12 protein-coding genes are annotated in these 21,214 nt (G+C 45.9%); 11 read left to right on the top strand and 1 reads right to left on the bottom strand.

The features are described 5' to 3' along the window. Positions 1-2: 2 nt before the first annotated feature. The 6 genes from GT575_RS08535 (at position 3) to GT575_RS08510 (ending at position 9,095) form a co-directional block, all read left to right on the top strand. Positions 3-2,174: a serine/threonine protein kinase gene (locus GT575_RS08535; RefSeq protein ID WP_161171873.1), complete on the top strand. Its 2,172-nt coding sequence runs from the start codon at positions 3-5 to the stop codon at positions 2,172-2,174. 160 nt (positions 2,175-2,334) lie between these two features. Continuing rightward, a complete protein-coding gene (locus tag GT575_RS08530) occupies positions 2,335-2,838 on the top strand; it encodes a CinA family protein (protein WP_161171872.1) in 504 nt (167 codons plus the stop codon). A 62-nt stretch (positions 2,839-2,900) separates the two neighbouring features. Then, positions 2,901-3,584 (top strand): metallophosphoesterase, encoded by a 684-nt coding sequence (locus GT575_RS08525; protein WP_242857336.1) that lies wholly within the window; start codon positions 2,901-2,903, stop codon positions 3,582-3,584. Positions 3,585-3,752: 168 nt separating this feature from the next. Beyond that, positions 3,753-5,861: a glutamine synthetase III family protein gene (locus tag GT575_RS08520; RefSeq protein WP_117549155.1), complete on the top strand. Its 2,109-nt coding sequence runs from the start codon at positions 3,753-3,755 to the stop codon at positions 5,859-5,861. 422 nt (positions 5,862-6,283) lie between these two features. Further along, positions 6,284-8,332, top strand: coding sequence for a DNA topoisomerase (locus tag GT575_RS08515; RefSeq protein WP_161171871.1), 2,049 nt, complete (start codon positions 6,284-6,286; stop codon positions 8,330-8,332). 73 nt (positions 8,333-8,405) lie between these two features. Next, entirely contained in the window at positions 8,406-9,095 is a 690-nt protein-coding gene (locus GT575_RS08510; RefSeq protein ID WP_161171870.1) for a UDP-N-acetylglucosamine pyrophosphorylase, read from the top strand. A 103-nt stretch (positions 9,096-9,198) separates the two neighbouring features. Here GT575_RS08510 and GT575_RS08505 read toward each other — a convergent pair whose 3' ends face one another. Next, positions 9,199-9,681, bottom strand: a complete 483-nt coding sequence (locus tag GT575_RS08505) for a hypothetical protein (RefSeq protein ID WP_055146811.1) — start codon at positions 9,679-9,681, stop codon at positions 9,199-9,201. Between the two features lie 119 nt (positions 9,682-9,800). On the opposite strand from GT575_RS08505, the gene GT575_RS08500 reads away from it, so the two are divergent. The 5 genes from GT575_RS08500 (at position 9,801) to GT575_RS08480 (ending at position 21,198) form a co-directional block, all read left to right on the top strand. Further along, the gene (locus tag GT575_RS08500; protein WP_161171869.1) at positions 9,801-13,505 is read left to right on the top strand and encodes a PD-(D/E)XK nuclease family protein; all 3,705 of its coding nucleotides are present in this window, start codon (positions 9,801-9,803) and stop codon (positions 13,503-13,505) included. Between the two features lie 4 nt (positions 13,506-13,509). Continuing rightward, positions 13,510-17,352: a helicase-exonuclease AddAB subunit AddA gene (addA, locus tag GT575_RS08495; RefSeq protein WP_161171868.1), complete on the top strand. Its 3,843-nt coding sequence runs from the start codon at positions 13,510-13,512 to the stop codon at positions 17,350-17,352. Positions 17,353-17,420: 68 nt separating this feature from the next. Then, positions 17,421-18,146, top strand: a complete 726-nt coding sequence (locus GT575_RS08490) for an ABC transporter ATP-binding protein (RefSeq protein ID WP_022216895.1) — start codon at positions 17,421-17,423, stop codon at positions 18,144-18,146. Beyond that, the gene (locus tag GT575_RS08485; RefSeq protein WP_022216894.1) at positions 18,133-19,803 is read left to right on the top strand and encodes a hypothetical protein; all 1,671 of its coding nucleotides are present in this window, start codon (positions 18,133-18,135) and stop codon (positions 19,801-19,803) included. The genes GT575_RS08490 and GT575_RS08485 overlap by 14 nt, the downstream gene beginning before the upstream one ends. 15 nt (positions 19,804-19,818) lie before the next feature. Further along, a complete protein-coding gene (locus GT575_RS08480; protein ID WP_015535084.1) occupies positions 19,819-21,198 on the top strand; it encodes an aminopeptidase in 1,380 nt (459 codons plus the stop codon). Positions 21,199-21,214 lie beyond the last annotated feature (16 nt).

The raw sequence follows: 21,214 nt of genomic DNA, 5'->3' as shown, positions 1-21,214 counted from the left end.
GAATGAATATTACATATGCATTGGGTAAAGGAACATATTTATCAAATCGCTATCGTATAGATGAAATTATTGGTCAAGGTGGATTTGGAATAACTTATGTGGCATATGACGAAGCAGAAGGCAAAAAGTGCGCTGTGAAGGAATATTTCCCGAGGGATAGCGCCGTAAGATTATCAAATGGAAAAGAAGTAAAAACAGTATCGGATGAGAAAATAGAAATTTTTAATCATGGCCTTACGAGATTCATGGAAGAGGCAGATGTTCTATGGAAGCTTCAAGGCGTTGAATCTGTTGTATCAGTGTATGACAGGTTTAAAGAAAATGGCACCGGATACTATGTGATGGAATATGTTGACGGAGTTACATTAAAAAAACTTGTTAGGGAAAATGGTAAATTAAAGTTTAAATATGTAAACAAAATTTTATTTGATGTCGGAACTGCGCTTATTCAGGTTCACGCATTGAATATATTCCATAGAGATATAAAGCCAGACAATATTATGGTGGATAGCACCGGTGTAATAAAGCTCATTGATTTTGGAAATGCCAAAAATATAAAAAGACAATCTGGTAATGAACAATTGTCAGTGATGCTTACTCCTGGATTTGCTCCTTTTGAGCAGTATTCATCAAAGTCTGAGCAGGGTACATTTACTGATGTGTATTCACTTGCAGCGACCGTATACTATCTTCTTACGGGAAAGATGTTATTAAACCCTAATGAAAGACTGCTATCCAGTGAAGATATAGTTCTGGATGATGAGGATATTCCAGAGTATGTAACTGATGCTTTATATAAAGCGTTGAGAGTAAATTATAAAGAACGAACACAGACTATTTATGAATTTTTATCAGATATGAGGCTGATAAATGAGACTGTATATTCTCATGATGATAACCAAAATGCGGATATCTTAAAAAAGAATAATGAGAATAAGGCCAACGGAATACATGCGGTTACAGATAACCTTATTTCTGCAACACATGGACGAATTCCGCATCCATACATAGTTATTATTTCTGGAGACAATGAAGGTAGTGGAAAAATGAAAGAAGTTACGATGAAAGAAAAAAGACAAACAAAAAAACAAATTACCAGTCCAGCCATCCCCGCCTTCATAACATCAGCCGTCTGTTACGCGGCAATGAGGGCAATAATGGCAAGAACAGAAAACGCATTCTTTGCCGGATACATAGGTGGAGTAGGGACAGTGGATCAAGTAAAACATATTCTAATATGTATTCTTGTTGGTGTGATACTTTTTGTATTGCCTCTTGAAAAAATATGCGACAAGACATATTGCGTGATATGTTACTGCGGTTCTCTTTTGACAGATAAAAAGAAGTACAAGGATGGAACGACTGTATTCTTACTTGTGTTTTTGTATGCGTTGGTTTGCTGGGCGGGAACAGTGTTTTCCCTATGTACGGACAGTGGATTTGATGATGGTGGTCACTGGGTATTATTTAGATCTGGAAGTGACAGGATATATGCGCTGGTTATAACGATACTTGCATTTGTAGTGATGATAAAGAGCGCAGATCTGATAAAGAACAACTGGGCTGGAATGCTGATATGGTTCCTGATTGAATTGGCAAATGTTACAAGCGTAAAGCTTGTGACAGGTAAAGATGATCTTACATTTGCAATTGTTTGTGCTGAAACTGTTATGTTTATTATATATATGGCGGTGCAGTACAGTTTGAATATTGCGATGTGTCTTGTATCATTACTATGTGGAGCAATAATGATGTTTGCTGGATGTGAGGATATATTTACCAGTAAGCATAAGATGTCAGGTGTGGCACTTGTAAGTGATATGTCTCAGTCTGGAAGTGTACCGGACAAATTTTTTGAAGCAAGATACAATATTACAATAATTGAAAAACAGGCGGGAATCCCTGTGTGTATATTGTGGTTTGTATTATTTGCGATTTTGTCAGTTGCAGTTATTGGGGCTGCAGCAAAGCTTATGAGGGTGTCTGCTAGGCGCGGGATATTTGTGTTAGGAATATATATGATCGGTGCATTTCTGCTCATATACACAGTATTGGCGGAGCTGGGAATTATCAAGCCAGCGGAGACGTTGTTGCTTCTTATAGATGTGGTAATTCCAGTTATGATATTGTGCCTTAGAATGTTTGTATTTAGAACTGGCAACGATAATATATAAGCTATAATAAATATAGTTCACCGGAGTAAATATAATTTAGTATGGTGAACTATTTTTATTTGCAATATTGAGTATTCAGCTTGACGCACGATTGAAAAATTATTACTCTGATGATAGATGAAAAATAAAGAAGTATCGAAAAGGGGAGATATATACATATATGGAACAATATAACGAGAACAAAATAAGAGGCAATTATCATAAGCTGACCCAGCTTCTTATCTCCCGACACCTAACCATAACCACCATGGAATCTGCCACCTCAGGGCAGATTGCATCCCTCATCACCGACACGGAAGGTTCCTCTGCAGTGCTGAAAGGTGCATTTATCACCTACTGCAATGAGGCGAAGATCATGCAGGGGGTTCCCGCAGAGATCATAGACAAGTATACAGTCTATTCAAAGGAAACTGCAGGTTCAATGGCGCAGGTGTGTAGAAAGGCGTATAATGCGAATATAGGGATCGGCGTGACTGGAACCATGGGAAATGTGGATCCGGCAAATCCAGACGCTTCGATTCCGGGACAGGTATACTTTGCCATAGACATAGATGGCGATGTGGAAGAGTACTATGTGGAGCTTCCACCTCAGCCGACAAGGCTTGCGTACAAGCTTGCTGTGGCGGAGGAGATATATGAGGAGCTTATTAAGAGGCTGGACTGATAGAACGATTATCAAAGGAAGAATAAATGCTATATCTCATATCCGACATCCACGGAGATGTCATGTCATTCAGAAAAATGTTGAAAAAGATAAGCTTTGATCCAGCCGTGGACAACATGATAGTCATGGGAGACATATTTGACTGGAACGATGAGGGAATTTCTCTTCTTGAGTTTATGTCGGACTATCTTGTGGATGGTTCGATGCAGCTCATAAAGGGTAATCATGAACTGTTTGCCCAGATGTACATAGAGGGAAGCATGTCAGAGAGACAGTGGATCATATTCGGCGGTGGTGGAACAGTCAGAGATATCAAGAAGCTCAATGTGGATGATCAGATGAAACTGCATGGGTATCTGGCACATCTGCCACATTACACAGAGATACATTCGCCAAAGTACGGAGTTTGTGTTGTCACCCATCCGGGCATTCATTGTGGCTCGTATGTCAGAAACGCTGACAGGACGATCAATATTACCGAGTCTATTACGAATGCCGTGGGAAGAGATGAATACAGGTTTCTCATATCGCCGGATATCCACAATGTTCCGTTTTCGGATAAGAAGGCATTTGACAGGTATGTGTTCTGCGGACATGTGACGACGAACAGACTCAATGAAGATCATTCATATAACGCTTATGTGACATCATACTATACGGATCTCGACTGCGGAAATGGAGAGAGAAACAGGGGCGGAAAGCTGGCGTGCTATTGCGTGGACGACGACAGTATTTTTTATATATGAGATTTTTTTAAAATTAGGGGTTGATTTTTGAAAGAATATGGAGTATTTTATATTCAACAATTAGATGATACGAAATGGACAAAGGTGTTCTCAAGAAGGAGGACACCTTTCTCTTTTTTTGAGGATACGTTAAGGATTCATTTTTAATCAAGAAAAGGAGTAGTAATTATGATGAACAAAATTTCGGCCGTATTTGGCTCACACGTATTCTCAGATCAGGTCATGAGAGAGAGACTTCCAAAAGCAGTTTACAAGTCACTCAAGGCGACTATTGACAAGGGCGAGCCTCTCGATACATCAATCGCAGATTCAGTTGCAGCAGCCATGAAGGAATGGGCAATGGAGCTTGGTGCAACACATTATACACATTGGTTCCAGCCACTTACAGAGACAACAGCAGAGAAGCACGACTCATTCGTAAGCACAGTCGGTGATGGCGGTGTTATCCTCCAGTTCACAGGCAAGGAGCTCATTAAGTCAGAGCCGGATGCTTCATCATTCCCTTCAGGCGGTCTTCGTGAGACATGTGCAGCAAGAGGATATACAGCATGGGATTGTACATCACCTGCATTTGTAAAGACAACGGATGAGGGAACATGTATCCTCTGTATCCCGGCAGCATTCACATCATATACAGGAGAGTCACTTGACTACAAGACACCTCTTCTCCGTTCAATGGATGCCATCAGCAAGGAAGCCCTTAAGGCTCTTGCAATGTTCGGCAACACAACAGCCAAGAAGGTTACTTCATCAGTTGGTCCTGAGCAGGAGTACTTCCTGATAGATAAAAAGAAATTTGCAAAGAGAACAGATCTTAAGCTCTGTGGACGTACACTTTTCGGAGCAATGCCTCCAAAGGGACAGGAGCTTGATGATCAGTATTTCGCAGCGATCAAGGATAAGATCGCATCATACATGACAGAGCTGAACGAGGAGCTGTGGAAGTATGGCATCCTTGCAAAGACACAGCACAATGAGGTCGCTCCTGCACAGCATGAGCTTGCTCCAATCTTCTCAACAACCAACATCGCTACAGATCAGAACCATCTGGTTATGGCAACCATGAAGAAGATCGCTGCAAAGCATGACCTCGAGTGTGTACTTCATGAGAAACCATTTGCCGGTGTAAATGGTTCAGGTAAGCACAACAACTGGTCTATCTCAACAGACGAGGGTGAGAATCTTATAGATCCAGGCAAGCATCCTGAGACAAATCTTCAGTTCCAGTTCTTCCTTGCAGCAGTTCTGGCAGCAGTAGATAACAACGCTGAGCTCCTGAGACTTTCAGCATCATCAGCAGGAAACGATCACAGACTTGGCGCAAATGAGGCACCTCCAGCAATTATCTCAGCATTCCTTGGAGAGCAGCTCCAGTCGATCGTTGAGCAGATCATCGAGAAGGGGGAGGCTACAGAGTCACCAAAGGGCAAGACATATGTATCAGGTGCATCAACACTTCCTACATTTACAATGGATGCCACAGATAGAAACAGAACATCACCATTTGCATTCACAGGCAACAAGTTCGAGTTCAGAATGGTTGGTTCAACACAGTCCATCGCATTCCCAATGATGGTACTTAATACAATAGTTGCAGATCAGATCAAGAAGATGACAGATGAACTTGAGGGTGCTGACGATTTCGAGACAGCCTGCAAGGCACTCATCAGAAGAGAACTCACAGCACATCAGAGAATCATCTTCAATGGCAATGGTTATTCAGATGAGTGGGTTGAGGAGGCAGCAAAGCGTGGTCTTCCAAATATCAAGTGCATGGTTGATGCTGTTCCTTATCTTGCAGCAGATAAGAGCGTTAAGATCTTCGAGAACCTTGGAGTTATGGATAAGGCAGAGCTTGAGGCGAGAGCTGATGTAATGCTTGAGAACTATGCAAAGAAGATCAACATCGAGGCACTCACTATGATAGAGATGTCTAATGAGGAGATCATTCCTGCAGTTATGGAATATCAGGCAGAGCTTGCAAAGGGTGCAGCTGAGATCAAGGCTCTCGGAATTGATCCTACAGTTCAGGTATCACTTTTGAACACCATCTCAGAGAAGCTCACAGAGCTCAAGAGCGCTACAGTAGCCCTTGAGGAGCTGGTTGCAAAGGCAGCAGATTACGAGGGAGATACAGAGGCTTGGGCTAAGTATTTCCACAACACAGTATTTGCAGCATTTGACACAGTGAGAAAGCCAGCTGATGAGCTTGAGAAGGAACTTCCAAAGACAGCTTGGCCATTCCCAACATACGAGCAGCTGTTATTCGAGCAGTAAAACATAGATTGAGTTTGCTAATCCTACTAAATTCTATATAAAATAGCTTAGAGGCATCCTGTCTGCGGTATCGCAGGCGGGGTGCTTTTTGCGCGTTATAATCCCGTCAAGCGCGCACATGCGAGAGCTTGCTCGCGGCATGTAGCGCATTTGACGGGATGACGCGACATGAACACGAAGGCCGACAGGCCGGAGTGTGAATGCCGCGCAGAATTGCGGGAGCACGAAGTGCGGAGCAATTTGGTATTAACGCGCAAAGCGCGAGAGAAGTGCGAAGCGGAGGAGCAGGCACCTCCGTCCCCACTTGCCCCCCTCCACAAATTCTGCTATTATATACAGATGTGTTGTGATGTATTTTTGCACCGGCCACGGTATAAACAGGATCATGTGTGTGGCGGATGCTGAAAGAATAGGAGCATAATTTGAAGAATTTATATATAGCAGAGAAGCCCAGCGTGGCGAGGCAGTTTGCCGACGTGCTGGGGGTGAAGGGTAATGCGGGAAATGGTTACCTGGAGTCGGATACAGCGGTTGTCACATGGTGTGTCGGACATCTGGTCACCATGAGCTACCCGGAGGTCTACGATCCGAATCTTAAGAAGTGGAGCCTTTCAACTATTCCATTTATTCCAACTGAATACAAATATGAAGTTCTTCCTGACACAAAGAAACAGTTCAATATCGTTGCGGGATTGCTTACCCGCGATGACATAGGCTGTATCTATGTGGCAACGGATTCAGGACGAGAGGGAGAATACATATACAGGCTTGTGGATTCCATGGCTCACGTAACCGGCAAGGAGAAACGCCGTGTGTGGATCGATTCACAGACCGAGGAGGAGATCCTCAGGGGAATCCGTGAGGCGAAGCCACTCTCAGAGTACGACAGTCTCAGCAACGCAGCGTACCTTAGGGCCCAGGAGGACTACCTTATGGGTATCAACTTTTCAAGGGCGCTGTCGCTGAAGTTTTCAAATGTAGTCCAGAGGTATCTCGGCATGGACAGATGTGTCATAGCCGTGGGCCGTGTCATGACCTGTGTCCTCGGTATAATAGTGAAGAGAGAGCGTGAGATCAGGGAGTTTGTAAAGACTCCGTTCTACAGACTCGTTGCAAATGTGGGCGAGGAAGGACAGACATTTGACGCAGAATGGAAGGCAGTGAAGGGCACAAAGTATTTCGAGTCGCCTCTTCTGTATAAGGAGAATGGATTTAAAGAGAGACCCGCAGCGGAGCAGCTTCTGGCGGAGCTGAAGGCAGGGGAGCCCGAGGCTGTGGCCCAGGCTGTGGAGCGCAAGAAAGAGAAGAAACAGCCTCCGATGCTGTATAATCTGGCGGAGCTTCAGAATGACTGTTCATCACTTTTCAAGATCAGTCCGTCCGATACCCTCAAGATAGTCCAGGAGCTCTACGAGAAGAAGCTGGTAACCTATCCGAGAACAGATGCCAGAGTGCTGTCAACGGCCGTGGCAAAGGAGATAGGACGGAACATATCGGGACTTAAGAATTTCCAGCCTGTGGCAGAATTTGCACAGGGGGCCATGGAGAGCGGCACATATAAGGGAATCGCAAAGACGAAATATGTGAACGATAAGCAGATCACCGACCACTACGCCATCATACCTACCGGACAGGGCTTTGGAGCACTTAGAAGTCTGGCACCTACAGCTCTCAAGGTATATGAGATCATATGCAGGAGATTCCTCAGCATATTTTACCCTGCTGCGGAATACCAGAAGGTTGCAATGACACTCTCCAAGAACGGAGAGAAGTTGTTTGCCAACTTCAAATATTTGATAAACGATGGCTATCTTAAGGTGGCGGCCAACAGCTTTTCCAAGAAGAAGGACGATGTGAAGTACAGCCCTGAATTCATAGCAAGGCTTGCGAAGATAAAGAAGGGTGACAAGCTGAGCGTCCAGGGAATCGACATAAAGGAGGGTGAGACATCCCCACCTAAGAGATACAACTCAGGATCACTGATCCTGACCATGGAGAATGCAGGACAGTTCATAGAGGATGAGGCGCTCAGAGAGCAGATCAAGGGAGCTGGAATCGGAACAAGTGCCACAAGAGACGGGATCATCACCAAGCTGGAGAAGAACAAATATATATCGCTGAACAAGAAGACACAGATAGTGACCCCGACATTCCTTGGGGAGATAATATACGATATAGTATATTATTCCATCAACGGTCTGCTGAGAGCGGACCTGACGGCGAGCTGGGAAAAGGGGCTTGAGGGTGTCGCTGAAGGTCAGATATCCAAGCAGGAATACACGGATAAGATGACTACATTTGTCACCAAATACACAAACCTTGTGAAGCAGATACAGAACCAGAATGGAATAACAGGGGTATTCGACAAAACGAAGGTGTTCTACGCCAAGGGCGGAGGTGCCCAGAAGAAGGAGACAAGAGCCACAGCCAGAACAGGCGCAAAGGCGGAGAAGAATGCGGATACACAGTGATTGCACATACTGATTCAAAGGTGTATAACATAGTATGTATCAGTTATATGTGATAGAAAAGGAGACTATTATTATGGAAGATATACAGTCAGTTGTAACAATAAAGGAGCTCTACAGCCTGGATCAGACCATGGCAAAGCCTCTTCTTGAGAAGCTTACCTATCCATGGGAGGCGCTTCCACTTATTAAGGATTTCGTGCTTGAGTTTGGAAAGAGCCTGGACAAGGATGAGTACAATGAGGTGGATGAGCATGTGTGGATCCACAAGAGCTGTAAGGTGTATGGAACAGCAACCATCCTTGGACCGACAATCATAGGTGCAGGCACAGAGGTTCGCCCGGGTGCATTCATCAGAGGAAGCGTACTGGTCGGAGAGAATTGTGTGATAGGTAATTCAACAGAGCTCAAGAATGTCATCATATTCAATAACGTTCAGGTTCCTCATTACAACTATGTGGGAGATTCAGTCCTCGGCTTCAAGTCACATATGGGTGCCGGAAGCATCACGTCCAATGTGAAGTCTGACAAGACTCTGGTTCACGTTAAGGGAAATGTGGACGGACAGAGCTTTGACATTGCAACAGGACTTAAGAAGTTTGGTGCAATGCTCGGAGATAATGTTGAGGTTGGCTGCAACAGCGTCCTCAATCCTGGAACCGTAATAGGAAGATTCAGCAACATCTATCCTGTATCAAGAGTCAGGGGATATGTGCCGGGAGGCAGTATTTTCAAGGATAAGGATAACATAGTTGCAAAGCAGTAACGACCGTATAAACGGTGGGATAAATAAAGGACATATGACCGTATATAATACAAGATATATACGGTCATATGTCCTTTTGTTTTGGCAGAAAGCACCGTGACAGCTAGTTGATCACGGCATCCTTCAGGGCATTTCGTATGGAATCTATGATAAGTCTGGTAGTGTATGTGCTGTCTCCGGAAGGTGTTATATCGTCCACGGAAGATATGTAGTGAAGCTGAGTATTGATATCCTCGAGTGCCGTTTCAAGAAGTGGGTACATGGTGGTCACAGTCTCATCCACCTGTTTGAATGACACATCTGTGATGTAGTCCTCATCCACAGTGACCATGACGGACAGAGTGTTTTCTCCCAGAACAAGGGAAGATGAGTATGTCCCCGGTGTGTAATGTATCTCGTCGAGCTTAGGAGACGGATCAGTCTGGGCTGAGGTTGCGATGCTCCTGGCTGAACCACTGGTGTCATCTGAATCTTTGCCGCGGAACATGGTGATAAGTATAATGACAAATACGATCACAAGTGCCAGCAGTATGGCGGTGTATATGAGTTCTTTTGATTTTAATACGATAAGTTTAGTTGATGACATTATTTGCTCTCCCTGTTTTTTATATATTTTATTCACAAGAGAGCGATTTTATGAGAAAATTATTAGCAGATGAAAAAACAGCATAGATAACAGTATATTGAGGTGTAAGGAGAATACAGATGGCAATACAGTTTGTACTGGGACCCGCCGGTTCAGGAAAAACAGAATATGTGATAAAGAAGCTGATAGAGGAGTCGATGGCTCACGGAGACCTGAATTATTTGTACGTGGTTCCAGAGCAGTTCTCCATGGAGGCGCAGAGAGATATAGTGACCATGCATCCGAGGCATGGAACAATGAACATAGATGCCATAGGCTTCAACAGGCTTGCGTACCGGGTATTCGATGAGCTGTCAGTGAATCCGGGAAGGGTTCTGGAGGACTTTGGAAAGAGCATGCTCATCAAGAAGATACTTATAGAGTCACAGGACGAGCTCCTTGTTTATGGAAGCTATATCAACAAGATGGGTTTTATAGATGAGATGAAATCCATGATGTCTGAGCTGTTCCAGTATGCGGTTGACAGGGATTCGATCGACGCAGTCATGGACAAGCTGGATAAGGACAGTCTGGTATACAGAAAAATGCATGACATCAGGCTTATATATAAGAGATTTGAGGAGTACAACAGGGATGGCAGCTATATAGTTGCGGAGCAGCTCATTGAATTGCTGGCTGAATGCGTGGACAGGTCGGATATGCTGGCACACAGCCATCTGTATCTTGACGGATTCACAGGATTTACACCGGTACAGATGGATCTTATCAGGAAGCTCATGACACGCGTTGAGAGCATGATATTTGTATTTACGATAGATGCGTCGCAGATAGGCTTCACAAAGCCGAAGGAGTACGAGCTGTTCAGACTCACCAAGGAGACTGTGCAGGCGCTTGTGAGAATGGCGGGTGATGAGCAGGTGGACATACTGGATAATGTCGTTATGTGTCAGGATCGCAGACCGTACAGATTCGAGAAAAGCAAGGAGCTTGCCGGACTTGAGGCCAATCTGTTCAGATACCCCCATGGCAGAGTCACAGGCGATGACGGAGACATACATGTGGTCGCTGTGGACAGGGCGGCAGACGAGGCTGAGTATATAGCGGGAAGAATACGAGAGCTTGTCAGGGACAAGGGATACCGTTATAAGGATATAGCCGTGGTTGCGGGTGATCTGCAGGATGTGGCAAGGTATTACCGTCAGGCGATGGAGGAATACGAAATCCCTGTGTTCATAGATGCAAATATATCTCTTAAGGGAGATCCGTGCTCAGACACCATAAGGGCTTTCCTCGGTGTGATGACGGAGAACTTCTCATTTGACAGCGTGTTCAGACTGTTAAAGTCAGGAATGACCGGTGTGGATCAGGACGACATTGAGAGGATGGAGAACTATGTGCTTCTCAGGAATCTCAGGGGTTACAGGAGCTGGACGAAGGAGATAACCGATGACAGGAATCCTGACTATGCGGCAGACATGGAGTCTATAAGAGCCCAGATCATGGAGCTTTTCCCGGACAAATGTATCGATGTGTGGAAGCCGGCAAGCCCTGGCTCCAAGAACACAGTGAGAACATATACGGAATCTCTTTACAGCTTCCTTGCGCAGCTTGATGTGTGCGGTAAGCTTGAGGCTCATAAGAAAGTGCTGTATGAGCAGGAGAGATGGGATGAGGGAGATGCATACGGAAGGATATTTGACAAGGTTGTTGCCCTGTTTGAGAAGATGGAGGCTATAATCGGCGATGAGAAGCTTACCGTAAAAGAATATGCGGGAATCCTGGATGCAGGCATAGCGGATATGGAGATCGGTATAGTGCCTCCGACTATAGACCGCGTGGTGGTCGGCGATATGACGAGATCAAGGCTCAACCATATAAAGGTGCTGTTCATGGCGGGAGTGAACGAAGGCATAATTCCGAAACCGGCCAAGAAGGGCAGGATACTCTCCGGTGCAGACCGCCAGAGCCTTGAGGACTACGGTATAGAGCTGGCTCCATCAGATAAGACAAATGCGTATATAGAACAGTTCTATATATACACCACGCTCACCAAGGCGTCGGATATGATCTATGTGCTGTGCCGAAAGATCGGAGAGGATCTCAAGTCCATGAAGCCGTCATACCTGATAGACAGGATAAAGAATATATTCCCGGATATACGGACGGAGGAGTATGATGTGGACGGTCAGATGCCGGAGACTGCGGCGGGAGCGCTCAGATACCTCATCAGACATTCTGATGACGCTGAAGCCGGGGAGACGCTGGACGCTGTCAGAAAACTGCTTTCGAAGATGGGATATGGCAGACAGCTCAGATCGATTAACTTCGGGCAGAATTATGTTAACTCGTCAAAAAATCTGTCTCCAGATACTGTACGCCTTATATATGGAGAGAATCTGGTGGAGAGTGTGTCCAAGCTTGAGCGGTATGCTGAGTGCCAGTTCAAGTATTTCCTGACATACGGACTTTCGCTCAGAGAGAGGGAGACATACAGGATAGGCGCTGCAAATGTTGGTAATATACTTCACAGCACCATGGAGAAGATATTCTCATTTGTCAGGATGTTCAGGGACAACGACTGGGTACATCTGGACGAGGCGGAGCTGGAACAGAAGGCGGTGGAATTTGCAAATGAATCTGCGGAGGATGAAGCCGGGCTGTACTTTGAGGATTCTTCAAGAGCGGCATACATGAAAAAGCTTCTGGCGGGTGTTGCGTCGAGGACAGCCAGGACGCTCCGCACATTTATCAGATGTGGGGAGATGGACCCGGAGAATTTTGAGCGGCGGTTCAACACATCGGAAAATGCAGACAACATAGACAGATATATATTCAACCTTCCAAATGGACTCACGATGAGCCTCAAGGGAGTTATAGACAGAATAGATGAATTTACGGATGACAGGGATGCTTATTTCAAGATCATAGATTACAAGTCATCTGATAAGAAGCTGGATATAGACAAGGTGCTCGGAGGACTCCAGATGCAGCTCGTGACATACGGCGCCATAGCCTGCGAGCTTGAAAAGCGCAGGATGGCACAGCTTGGAAGACCTGGTGGTATACATGTGGGCGGACTTCTGTATTATACCTTTGACAATCCGGCATGTGACGTGACGGCAATGGGAGATAAGATCAGATACACCGATGATGGCATGGGATTTGCGGCCGATGACGAGGTGTTCGGGGGAGTGCTTGTGGACACCTTCGAGAAGAAGATACTTGAGGAGTCCAGATATTCAGGTCTGTACAATGGAGATAACAGGGCGCTGAAGGTCATGGACAACAGCTCAGCGACACTCAAGAACGGACAGAGCCTTGAGGAGACTCTTATAACAGATCTCATGGAGGCGAACCGCAGGAACATAGAGAGGCTTGCCGGCAATATAGCCGAGGGAAGCATCGAGATAAATCCGGTCAATGAGGGCAAGGTAAATGCGTGCAAATACTGTGATTTTAAGGGCATATGTGCATTTGACAGCAAGTATTCAGGCAATTCATACTCCAGGATCTATAGGGGCGAGGCGGAAAATTACAACCGCAAAGCTGAGGATATAAAGAATATCAGGACTGACTACAAGAAGGTCAGGGGGGATATGGAGAAGGCTGTTAAGTCATGTGACAGCGCCAAGAAAAAGTACGATGATGCACAGAAGAAGGTCGATGACCGCGGCGATAAGGCAACACAGAAGATGATGGAGACTCTCGAGAGCACCAGAAAGAAGCTGGCGGAGGAGAGGGCGCATCTTGAGGAGCTGCGAGAACTGGCTGAACAGATAGCGAAGAGAGCTGCAGAGTTTGATATAGAGATAAGTGAGGAGTGATGGCATGGGAAAAGATATGAAGACTGACAATGGAATTAAGTGGACAGACCAGCAGGCGCATGTCATCGACACAAGGCATGGCAATCTTCTTGTATCTGCAGCGGCGGGGTCAGGTAAGACGGCGGTGCTCGTGGAGCGTATCATAGAGATGGTGGCCGGAAGAAATTCGCGTGGTGACAGAATAGAGGGAAGCGAGCCGGTATCTGTGGATGAGCTTCTTGTGGTTACATTTACAAATGCGGCAGCGGCCCAGATGAAGGAGAAGATAGGACAGGCACTGCAGAAAAAGATAGATGAGATGATGGCGAAGGGCGAATATGACGAGCATCTTATAAAGCAGATGACATTGATCAACCATGCTGACATCTGCACCATAGACAGCTTTTGCCTTAGGATAGTGAAGGAATACTTTGCGAGGGTGGAGCTCGACTGTGCATTTGGCATAGCGGACGACACGGAGATGAAGATCATAAAGCACGACGTGATGGATCAGGTCATGGAGATGTGCTATGAGGATGAATCGGTCGTGCCCGGTTTCGACAGGCTTATAAGGACATTTGCGAGGAATGAGAGCGACAGTGCCGTGCCGGATATAGTTGAGAGGATAATAAAGGTTATATCCAGCTATCCGGAGCCGAAGAAATGGCTTGCGCAGGCGGCGGATGCCATGAAATTTGCCGTGGATACATCATCCACTGAGGAGGAGAAGAGAAGAGAAGTCATGGGGCTTCCGATGGTCAGAACATTTGCGGACAGGGTGTACATGATGCTCAGAACTGCGGATGATATGGTCAGGGAGTGTCAGAAATATGCAACGGAGGCGTATGGCCTTGAGGCGTACGGACTCCGTGTGGATAAGGATGTTGAGCTGATAACACACATGCTCAGAAGCTGTGGCGGGGAAGACGACCTGCATGTTGACCTGTTTGAACTCAGAGATATATACAGATCGTCATTGAGACCGGAGGGACTCAAGATGGAGAAGGATGCCCAGGGCCGGAGTATATGCTATGCATTTGACAGATTTGTGAACCCGGGCGGTGGAGCTGACCCGGAGAAGAAGGAATTTGTCAAATCAAGGCGGGATGTGTATAAGTCGATCATAGACGACATAGTTTCGGTCGTCCTGGATGTGGATGACATTCTGAGGCAGGCAGCCATGACTGAGCCAGTGATATCATCACTTTTGAAGCTCACTGAGCTTTATATGGATGAGCTGATGAAGGTCAAGATGGACAAGAATATGTTCGAGTTCCACGACATAGAGGAGTTCGCGTTCAGGATACTTTGCGATGGAATAGAGGATGGCAGGGCTGTCCCTTCAGAGATTGGAAAGGAAGTCTCAAGGCGCTACAGGGAGATACTTATAGATGAGTATCAGGACAGTAACTTTCTGCAGGAATACATTTTGGCAAGTGTGTCGGGACACGGTGAGGATATCCACAACACATTCATGGTCGGCGATGTTAAGCAGAGCATATACAGATTCAGAATGGCGAGACCCGATCTGTTCATAGAGAAGTATGACAGCTACCGCAGGCTGGGTGATGCTGACATAGCGGACCCGGACATAGATGGCAACAGCATACTGCTGACCAGAAACTTCCGAAGTGAGATAAATGTGTTAAAGACGGTGAACTCAATATTTGCCCAGCTCATGAGGCGAGAGATAGGAGACATAGAGTACGATGAGGGCGCAAAGCTCAATTCCAGATTTGCCATAAGTGACGGAGAAGGGATGACGGAGCCGGATGATGTGGATCATGGCCCTGTATCAGAGTTCATACTCATAGACAACAATATGAGAGAAGCGGATGTATCTGAGGAGTATGGCAATCCTGAGGTTGAGGCGAATTATATCGCCGGTAAGATACGTGATATTGTTGACGGAAGTGAACCTCTGTATGTTGGAAGTGGTGCTGACAGGAGACCTGTCAGATATAAGGATATCGTCATACTGCTTAGAAGTGTGTCCACAGCATCCACCATATTTGACAGGGTATTTCAGGAGAAGGGCATACCTCTGTATATTGAGAGTGAGAGTGGCTACTTTGATGCTGCTGAGATACGGACACTGGTCAGCATGCTCTCCATAGTTGATAACAGCTACGTGGATTACGACCTGGCTGCTGTCTTAAGGTCGCCACTGGTGGGCCTTGATGAGGAGGAGCTTGCGGTTATAGTGGGTGAATACCGCAGCAGATACGAGAAGAACGGCATGGACTGGAACGCCAGACTTTATGACAAGGTCATAGATTATATGGACACCCATGTGGGCGAGAAAAAACACGCTGTGGACAGACTGTGGGAATTCCTCCGCATGCTTGACTATCTCAAGAAGAATAAAAATTATATGTCCATAAGCGACATAATAAGATACGTGCTGGACACCACCGGATTTTACTGGTTTGTCGGTGCCAGACCGATGGGAAGAAGACGCCAGGCGAATATCGACATGCTCATCAAGAAGGCGGATGATTTCGAGGAGAACAGCAAGGGCGTGTTCAACTTCATCCGATATGTTGATGAGCTCAAGACAAATGATCTGGATTTTGCAGAGGCTGATGTGGTCAGTGAGAATGAGGACGTCGTCCGAGTCATGACCATGCACAAGAGCAAGGGACTGGAGTTCCCTGTTGTATTTGTGTCTGGGCTCGGCAAGGAGTTTAATCTGATGGACACCAGATCAAATGTGCTTGTCCACCAGGATCATTATCTGGCGTGCGACCAGGTCGACCTCAGAACAAGAGCCAGAAGAATGACATTTTTCAAGCGGATAATGAGTAAGAATATCGTTGCGGAGACCTATGCCGAGGAGATGAGAGTCCTGTATGTGGCGTTAACCAGGGCAAAGGAAAAGTTGTACATGACCGGGTGCGTGAAGGATGCAGATAAATTCAAGGCAGCCTGTGATATGTATATAATCGGAGACAGGATGAATTATGCATCTATCATGAAAGCAAATGGCTATGCCGCCTGGATATATACCGCGCTCAGATATGTGGGAGAGTGCGATCATGTGAAGAGCATCGAGGTGGAGGCCGACAGCTTTATGTCTCCTGAGACTGATCAGGATGAAGCAGAAAATATGACAGTGGAAGCCTCTGAAGCGAAGCTCGACAAAGAACTGTATGACCATGTGAAGAACGGACTGGAATTCAGGTATGGCTACAGACATTCGGGGCTTAAGAGCAAGATGTCCATAACCGAGATAAAAAGACTTCAGGCGCACGGTGAGGATGCCATTACACCGGATATCCTAACCAGCAGGGAGTACAGTGCCAGAAGTGAGGTCCCAATCCCAGCATTCATGAGTGAGGAGAGGATAGTCCATGGAAATGAGATAGGAAACATTTATCACAAGATCATGGAGCTTGCAGACTTCTCAGGGAAAACTGTTGCGGATGCGGAGAAGGATGTCGACAGAGTGTTTGAGCTTGGGTTATTTGATGAGCTGTACAGAGAGCGGATAAGACCAAAGAAGATATATAAGATGATACACAGTGAGATAGGACAGCGCATGGCGGCTGCGGGCAAGTCGGACAGACTGTACCGTGAGAGACAGTTCTACATGATGATGGAGCCCGGAGAAATAATGAGCTCACTTAAGGACTGCGGAGACGAGACGATAGTTGTACAGGGAATCATAGATGCCTACTTCGAGGAGGATGGAGGCATAGTTCTTCTGGATTACAAGACAGACAGCGTGAAGGATGCGTCGGAGCTGGTTAAGAGATACCATATCCAGCTCGACAAATACGCCGATGTGCTTGAACAGCTCACCGGCATGAAGGTTAAGGAGAAGGTCATATATTCATTCTGTCTTGATACAACGGTAAACTTGTAAACCGTACGCTGAATTGATATAATAAGACCGGGTATGCAAAAACGATATAGTGATGAAAGGACATGCGCATGATAATAGCGGAGAATCTTAAGAAGGTGTATGGCGGAGACATTGTATCAGTTGATGATCTCAGTTTCCATATACACAAGGGTGAGATAGTAGGATTTGTTGGACAGAATGGTGCGGGTAAGACAACTACCATCAAGATGCTGACAGGTATACTTATGCCGACGGAGGGCAGAGTAAAGATAAATGGTTTCGATATGAGAGAAAAGCCAATGGAGGCCAAGCAGTCCATGGGTTATATAGCCGACAATCCTGATATATTTCTCAGACTTACGGGACTTGAGTATGTCAATTTCATCGCTGATATATATGGAGTATCGACCACCGAGAGAAAGCAGAGGATAGAGCAGATGGCTGAGCGCTTTGGTATGGAGGACAGCCTGAACAGACAGATGGTCAGCTATTCCCACGGTATGCGCCAGAAGATGATGGTCATAGCTGCGCTTGTGCACAATCCACCTGTATGGATACTCGACGAGCCTATGACGGGACTTGATCCGAATGCGGCATATGAGCTCAAGAAGATGATGCGTGAACATGCCGACGCAGGAAACTGTGTATTCTTTTCAACACATGTTCTCGAGGTTGCAGAGAAGCTCTGCGACAAGATAATCATGATAAGAAAGGGAAAGGATATATACCAGGGAACTCTGGATGAGCTTGAGACACAGCACAGGAACAAATCTCTTGAAGAGATATTTGTGGAGATGACGCATGAAGAATTTTAGGATATTGCTCAGTATGATAAGCAGGAATAATGATATGGAGATGCCGGAGCACGGGGACAAGGCAAAGGCATATAAGGTCATGGGAATCATCGCCATGTGCTGTATCATGATCCCGTGCTGTATCGTTGTGGGATTTATAGTTTACATAATGACTGCCGCACTCATGGAGGCGGGAGGCTGTACAGAGGGACTCAACCTCGTTATCCAGCTCATGTCGGTGTTCGGCGTTATATTCAGTATAATGGTCTTATTCAATCTGCTTTATTTTTCATCTGATCTTGATCATTTACTGCCGCTGCCTGTGAAACCGGCAGAGCTTGTGGCCGCCAAGTTTACACACGCATATTTTGCCGAGAGCGTCATGGAGTTTATGGTTCTCTTCTGTGGATTTATCGGTTACTTTGTAGCCGCAGAGATAAAGCCGGTATCCGTGATAACCTCATTACTTGGAGTATTTTTACTTCCGGTTCTGCCGCTGGTGTACTGTGGTATATTTGCACTGATAGTCATGGCGTTTTTCAGCAAACTCAAACTGCTCAGAAATGTGGACTTCATGGTGGGACTTGCGGTTGTAGTGTTTGCAGGCCTTTTCATATGGTCATTTGCACAGATGGACTCTGTGAATATAAATAATTACATAGACAGCCTTAAAAATGGTGACAATATATTCATAAAGGTAATGAACAATATATTTTTCACGGTTCCGCTGTTCCTGAAGGCATTGGGCAGTAACAACATCGTGTATATGTTGCTCTTTGTGCTTGTGAACGCTGGCTGTGTGGCACTTCTGTTTTTCCTTGGAAATCTGCTGTACCTCAGGGGCGTATACCTTGTGTCATCCACCGGAAGGTCAGGACGCCGCCAGAAGGAAGTTGTCGGGCTGCAGGACTTTGCCATAAAGACACCGTTCAGATCATATATGGCAAAGGAGATAAAGACACTGGTGAGGACTCCGGCATACAGGAAGTATTGCGTTGTGGTCAACCTGATATGGCCGATACTCGTTGTGGCATTGTTCAATATACCTGCAACTGCGGATTCGATCAGGGCATTCAGAGACACATTTGGAAGAGGGCTTTTCCTGGCTGACATGGTCATGCTGGTTGCGGTCATCGCCCTGGCATTCTTTGCAACAGCGATGAACAGTATCGCATCCACGGCGTTCACCAGAGAGGGAAGCCATATATCATTTATAAAGCACATCCCGATGACATATGATCTCCAGATCCGCGCAAAGGTCTGGGTTAGCATGCTGTTCAGCGGAGTGACGATCGCGGTTACCACGGTTATCCTCTGTATATATATGGAGTGTAGTGTTATAGACAGTGTGTATTATGTTGTGCTGGGAATCCTCGGCTCGGGCATTTGCACATACACAGGTGTGCTTCTCGATTCAACACATCCGAAGCTTGACTGGGAGGATGAATACGGTGCGCTCAGAGGCAATCTGAATGCATTCTTTAATATGGCTATTGCAATTGTTATAGCAATTGTTTTGTGTGTGGCAGGATATCTTGTTTTCAAGTTTACAATGATCCCGTCATATGCAGTATATATTATTTTCTTTATAATAATGGGAGCTATACTCGTTATCCTGCGCAGTATTACTATGCGCAGGAGTGCGTGGAATATAGACACTGATGTGTACAGTTATTAACAGGAGGCAATGAAAATGGCACAGAAAAATGCGTGGAACAAATACAAGAAGGATGAGATAAAGGAGCTGGAGAGCCTGTGTAAGGACTACAGGGAATTCCTTGACAATGGCAAGACAGAGAGAGAATGCGTTAAAGAGATCGTCAGACAGGCAGAGGATCACGGCTACAGAGATCTGAAGAAGATCATTAAGAACAAGGAGAGCCTTGCAGCTGGAGATAAAGTGTATGCCGTGTGGATGAACAAGACGGTCGCCATGTTCAATATAGGAAAGAAGAAGCTTGAGAAGGGCATGAACATACTCGGTGCACACATTGATTCCCCTCGAATGGATGTGAAGCAGAATCCGCTTTATGAGAAGGGCGGATTTGCATATCTCGACACTCACTATTACGGCGGAATCAAGAAGTATCAGTGGGTAACACTCCCACTTGCCATACACGGTGTTGTTGCAAAGACAAATGGTGACGTTATGACAGTGAACATAGGAGAGGACAAGAATGATCCGGTATTCTGTGTTACAGATCTTCTCATACATCTCTCTCAGGAGCAGCTCAAGAAGAGAGCGGATTCAGTGATAGAGGGAGAGCAGCTTGACATACTGTTTGCAAGCAGACCGCTTGAGGGCAAGGAGAAGGAGGCTGTAAAGGAAGCTGTACTTGCGCTCCTTGAGAAGAAGTACAATATGAAGGAGGAGGATTTCCTCTCAGCAGAGCTCGAGATCGTTCCTGCAGGAAAGGCAAGGAACTGCGGTATAGACGAGAGTATGATCATGGCATATGGCCAGGACGACAGAGTGTGTGCATACACATCCCTTGTCGCCATGCTTGAGGCTGACGATCCGGAGAAGACGACCTGCTGTCTGCTCACTGACAAGGAGGAGATAGGAAGTGTTGGAGCAACAGGAATGCAGTCACACTTCTTTGAGAATACTGTAGCTGAGATCATGAACGCCATGGGTGGCTTCTCAGAGATCTCACTCAGAAGATGTCTTGCATCGTCAAGGATGCTGTCATCGGATGTATCTGCGGGCTTTGATCCTACATTTGAGTCAGCATTTGACAAGAAGAATGCGGCTATCTTCGGTGAAGGAATGGTATTTAACAAGTTCACAGGATCAAGAGGAAAGTCAGGATCAAATGACGCAAATGCAGAATACATGGCGGCTATAAGAAAGATCATGGATGATGCGGAGATCACATACCAGACAGCCGAGCTCGGCAAGGTAGATGTCGGTGGCGGCGGAACCATCGCATATATACTTTCACTGTATGGTATGGAGGTAATAGACTGTGGCGTGGCTGTACTCAACATGCATGCACCATGGGAAGTGACATCCAAGGCAGATATATATGAGACCAAGAAAGGATATGTTGCATTCCTCAAAGAGGCGTAGGAGCGGACATATCTTC

The sequence above is a fragment of the Coprococcus sp. BIOML-A2 genome (assembly GCF_009875795.1).
GTDB lineage: Bacteria > Bacillota > Clostridia > Lachnospirales > Lachnospiraceae > Coprococcus > Coprococcus aceti.
Note: the sequence above shows the minus strand (reverse complement) of the source record. Positions and strands in the feature narration are given on the sequence as shown.

Coding starts and splice junctions, on each gene's coding strand:
- addA (WP_161171868.1), top strand. CDS start 13,510: ATGGGAAAAGATATGAAGACTGACAATGGAATTAAGTGGACAGACCAG.
- GT575_RS08530 (WP_161171872.1), top strand. CDS start 2,335: ATGGAACAATATAACGAGAACAAAATAAGAGGCAATTATCATAAGCTG.
- GT575_RS08500 (WP_161171869.1), top strand. CDS start 9,801: ATGGCAATACAGTTTGTACTGGGACCCGCCGGTTCAGGAAAAACAGAA.
- GT575_RS08490 (WP_022216895.1), top strand. CDS start 17,421: ATGATAATAGCGGAGAATCTTAAGAAGGTGTATGGCGGAGACATTGTA.
- GT575_RS08505 (WP_055146811.1), bottom strand. CDS start 9,681: ATGTCATCAACTAAACTTATCGTATTAAAATCAAAAGAACTCATATAC.
- GT575_RS08485 (WP_022216894.1), top strand. CDS start 18,133: ATGAAGAATTTTAGGATATTGCTCAGTATGATAAGCAGGAATAATGAT.
- GT575_RS08525 (WP_242857336.1), top strand. CDS start 2,901: ATGTCATTCAGAAAAATGTTGAAAAAGATAAGCTTTGATCCAGCCGTG.
- GT575_RS08535 (WP_161171873.1), top strand. CDS start 3: ATGAATATTACATATGCATTGGGTAAAGGAACATATTTATCAAATCGC.
- GT575_RS08520 (WP_117549155.1), top strand. CDS start 3,753: ATGATGAACAAAATTTCGGCCGTATTTGGCTCACACGTATTCTCAGAT.
- GT575_RS08510 (WP_161171870.1), top strand. CDS start 8,406: ATGGAAGATATACAGTCAGTTGTAACAATAAAGGAGCTCTACAGCCTG.
- GT575_RS08480 (WP_015535084.1), top strand. CDS start 19,819: ATGGCACAGAAAAATGCGTGGAACAAATACAAGAAGGATGAGATAAAG.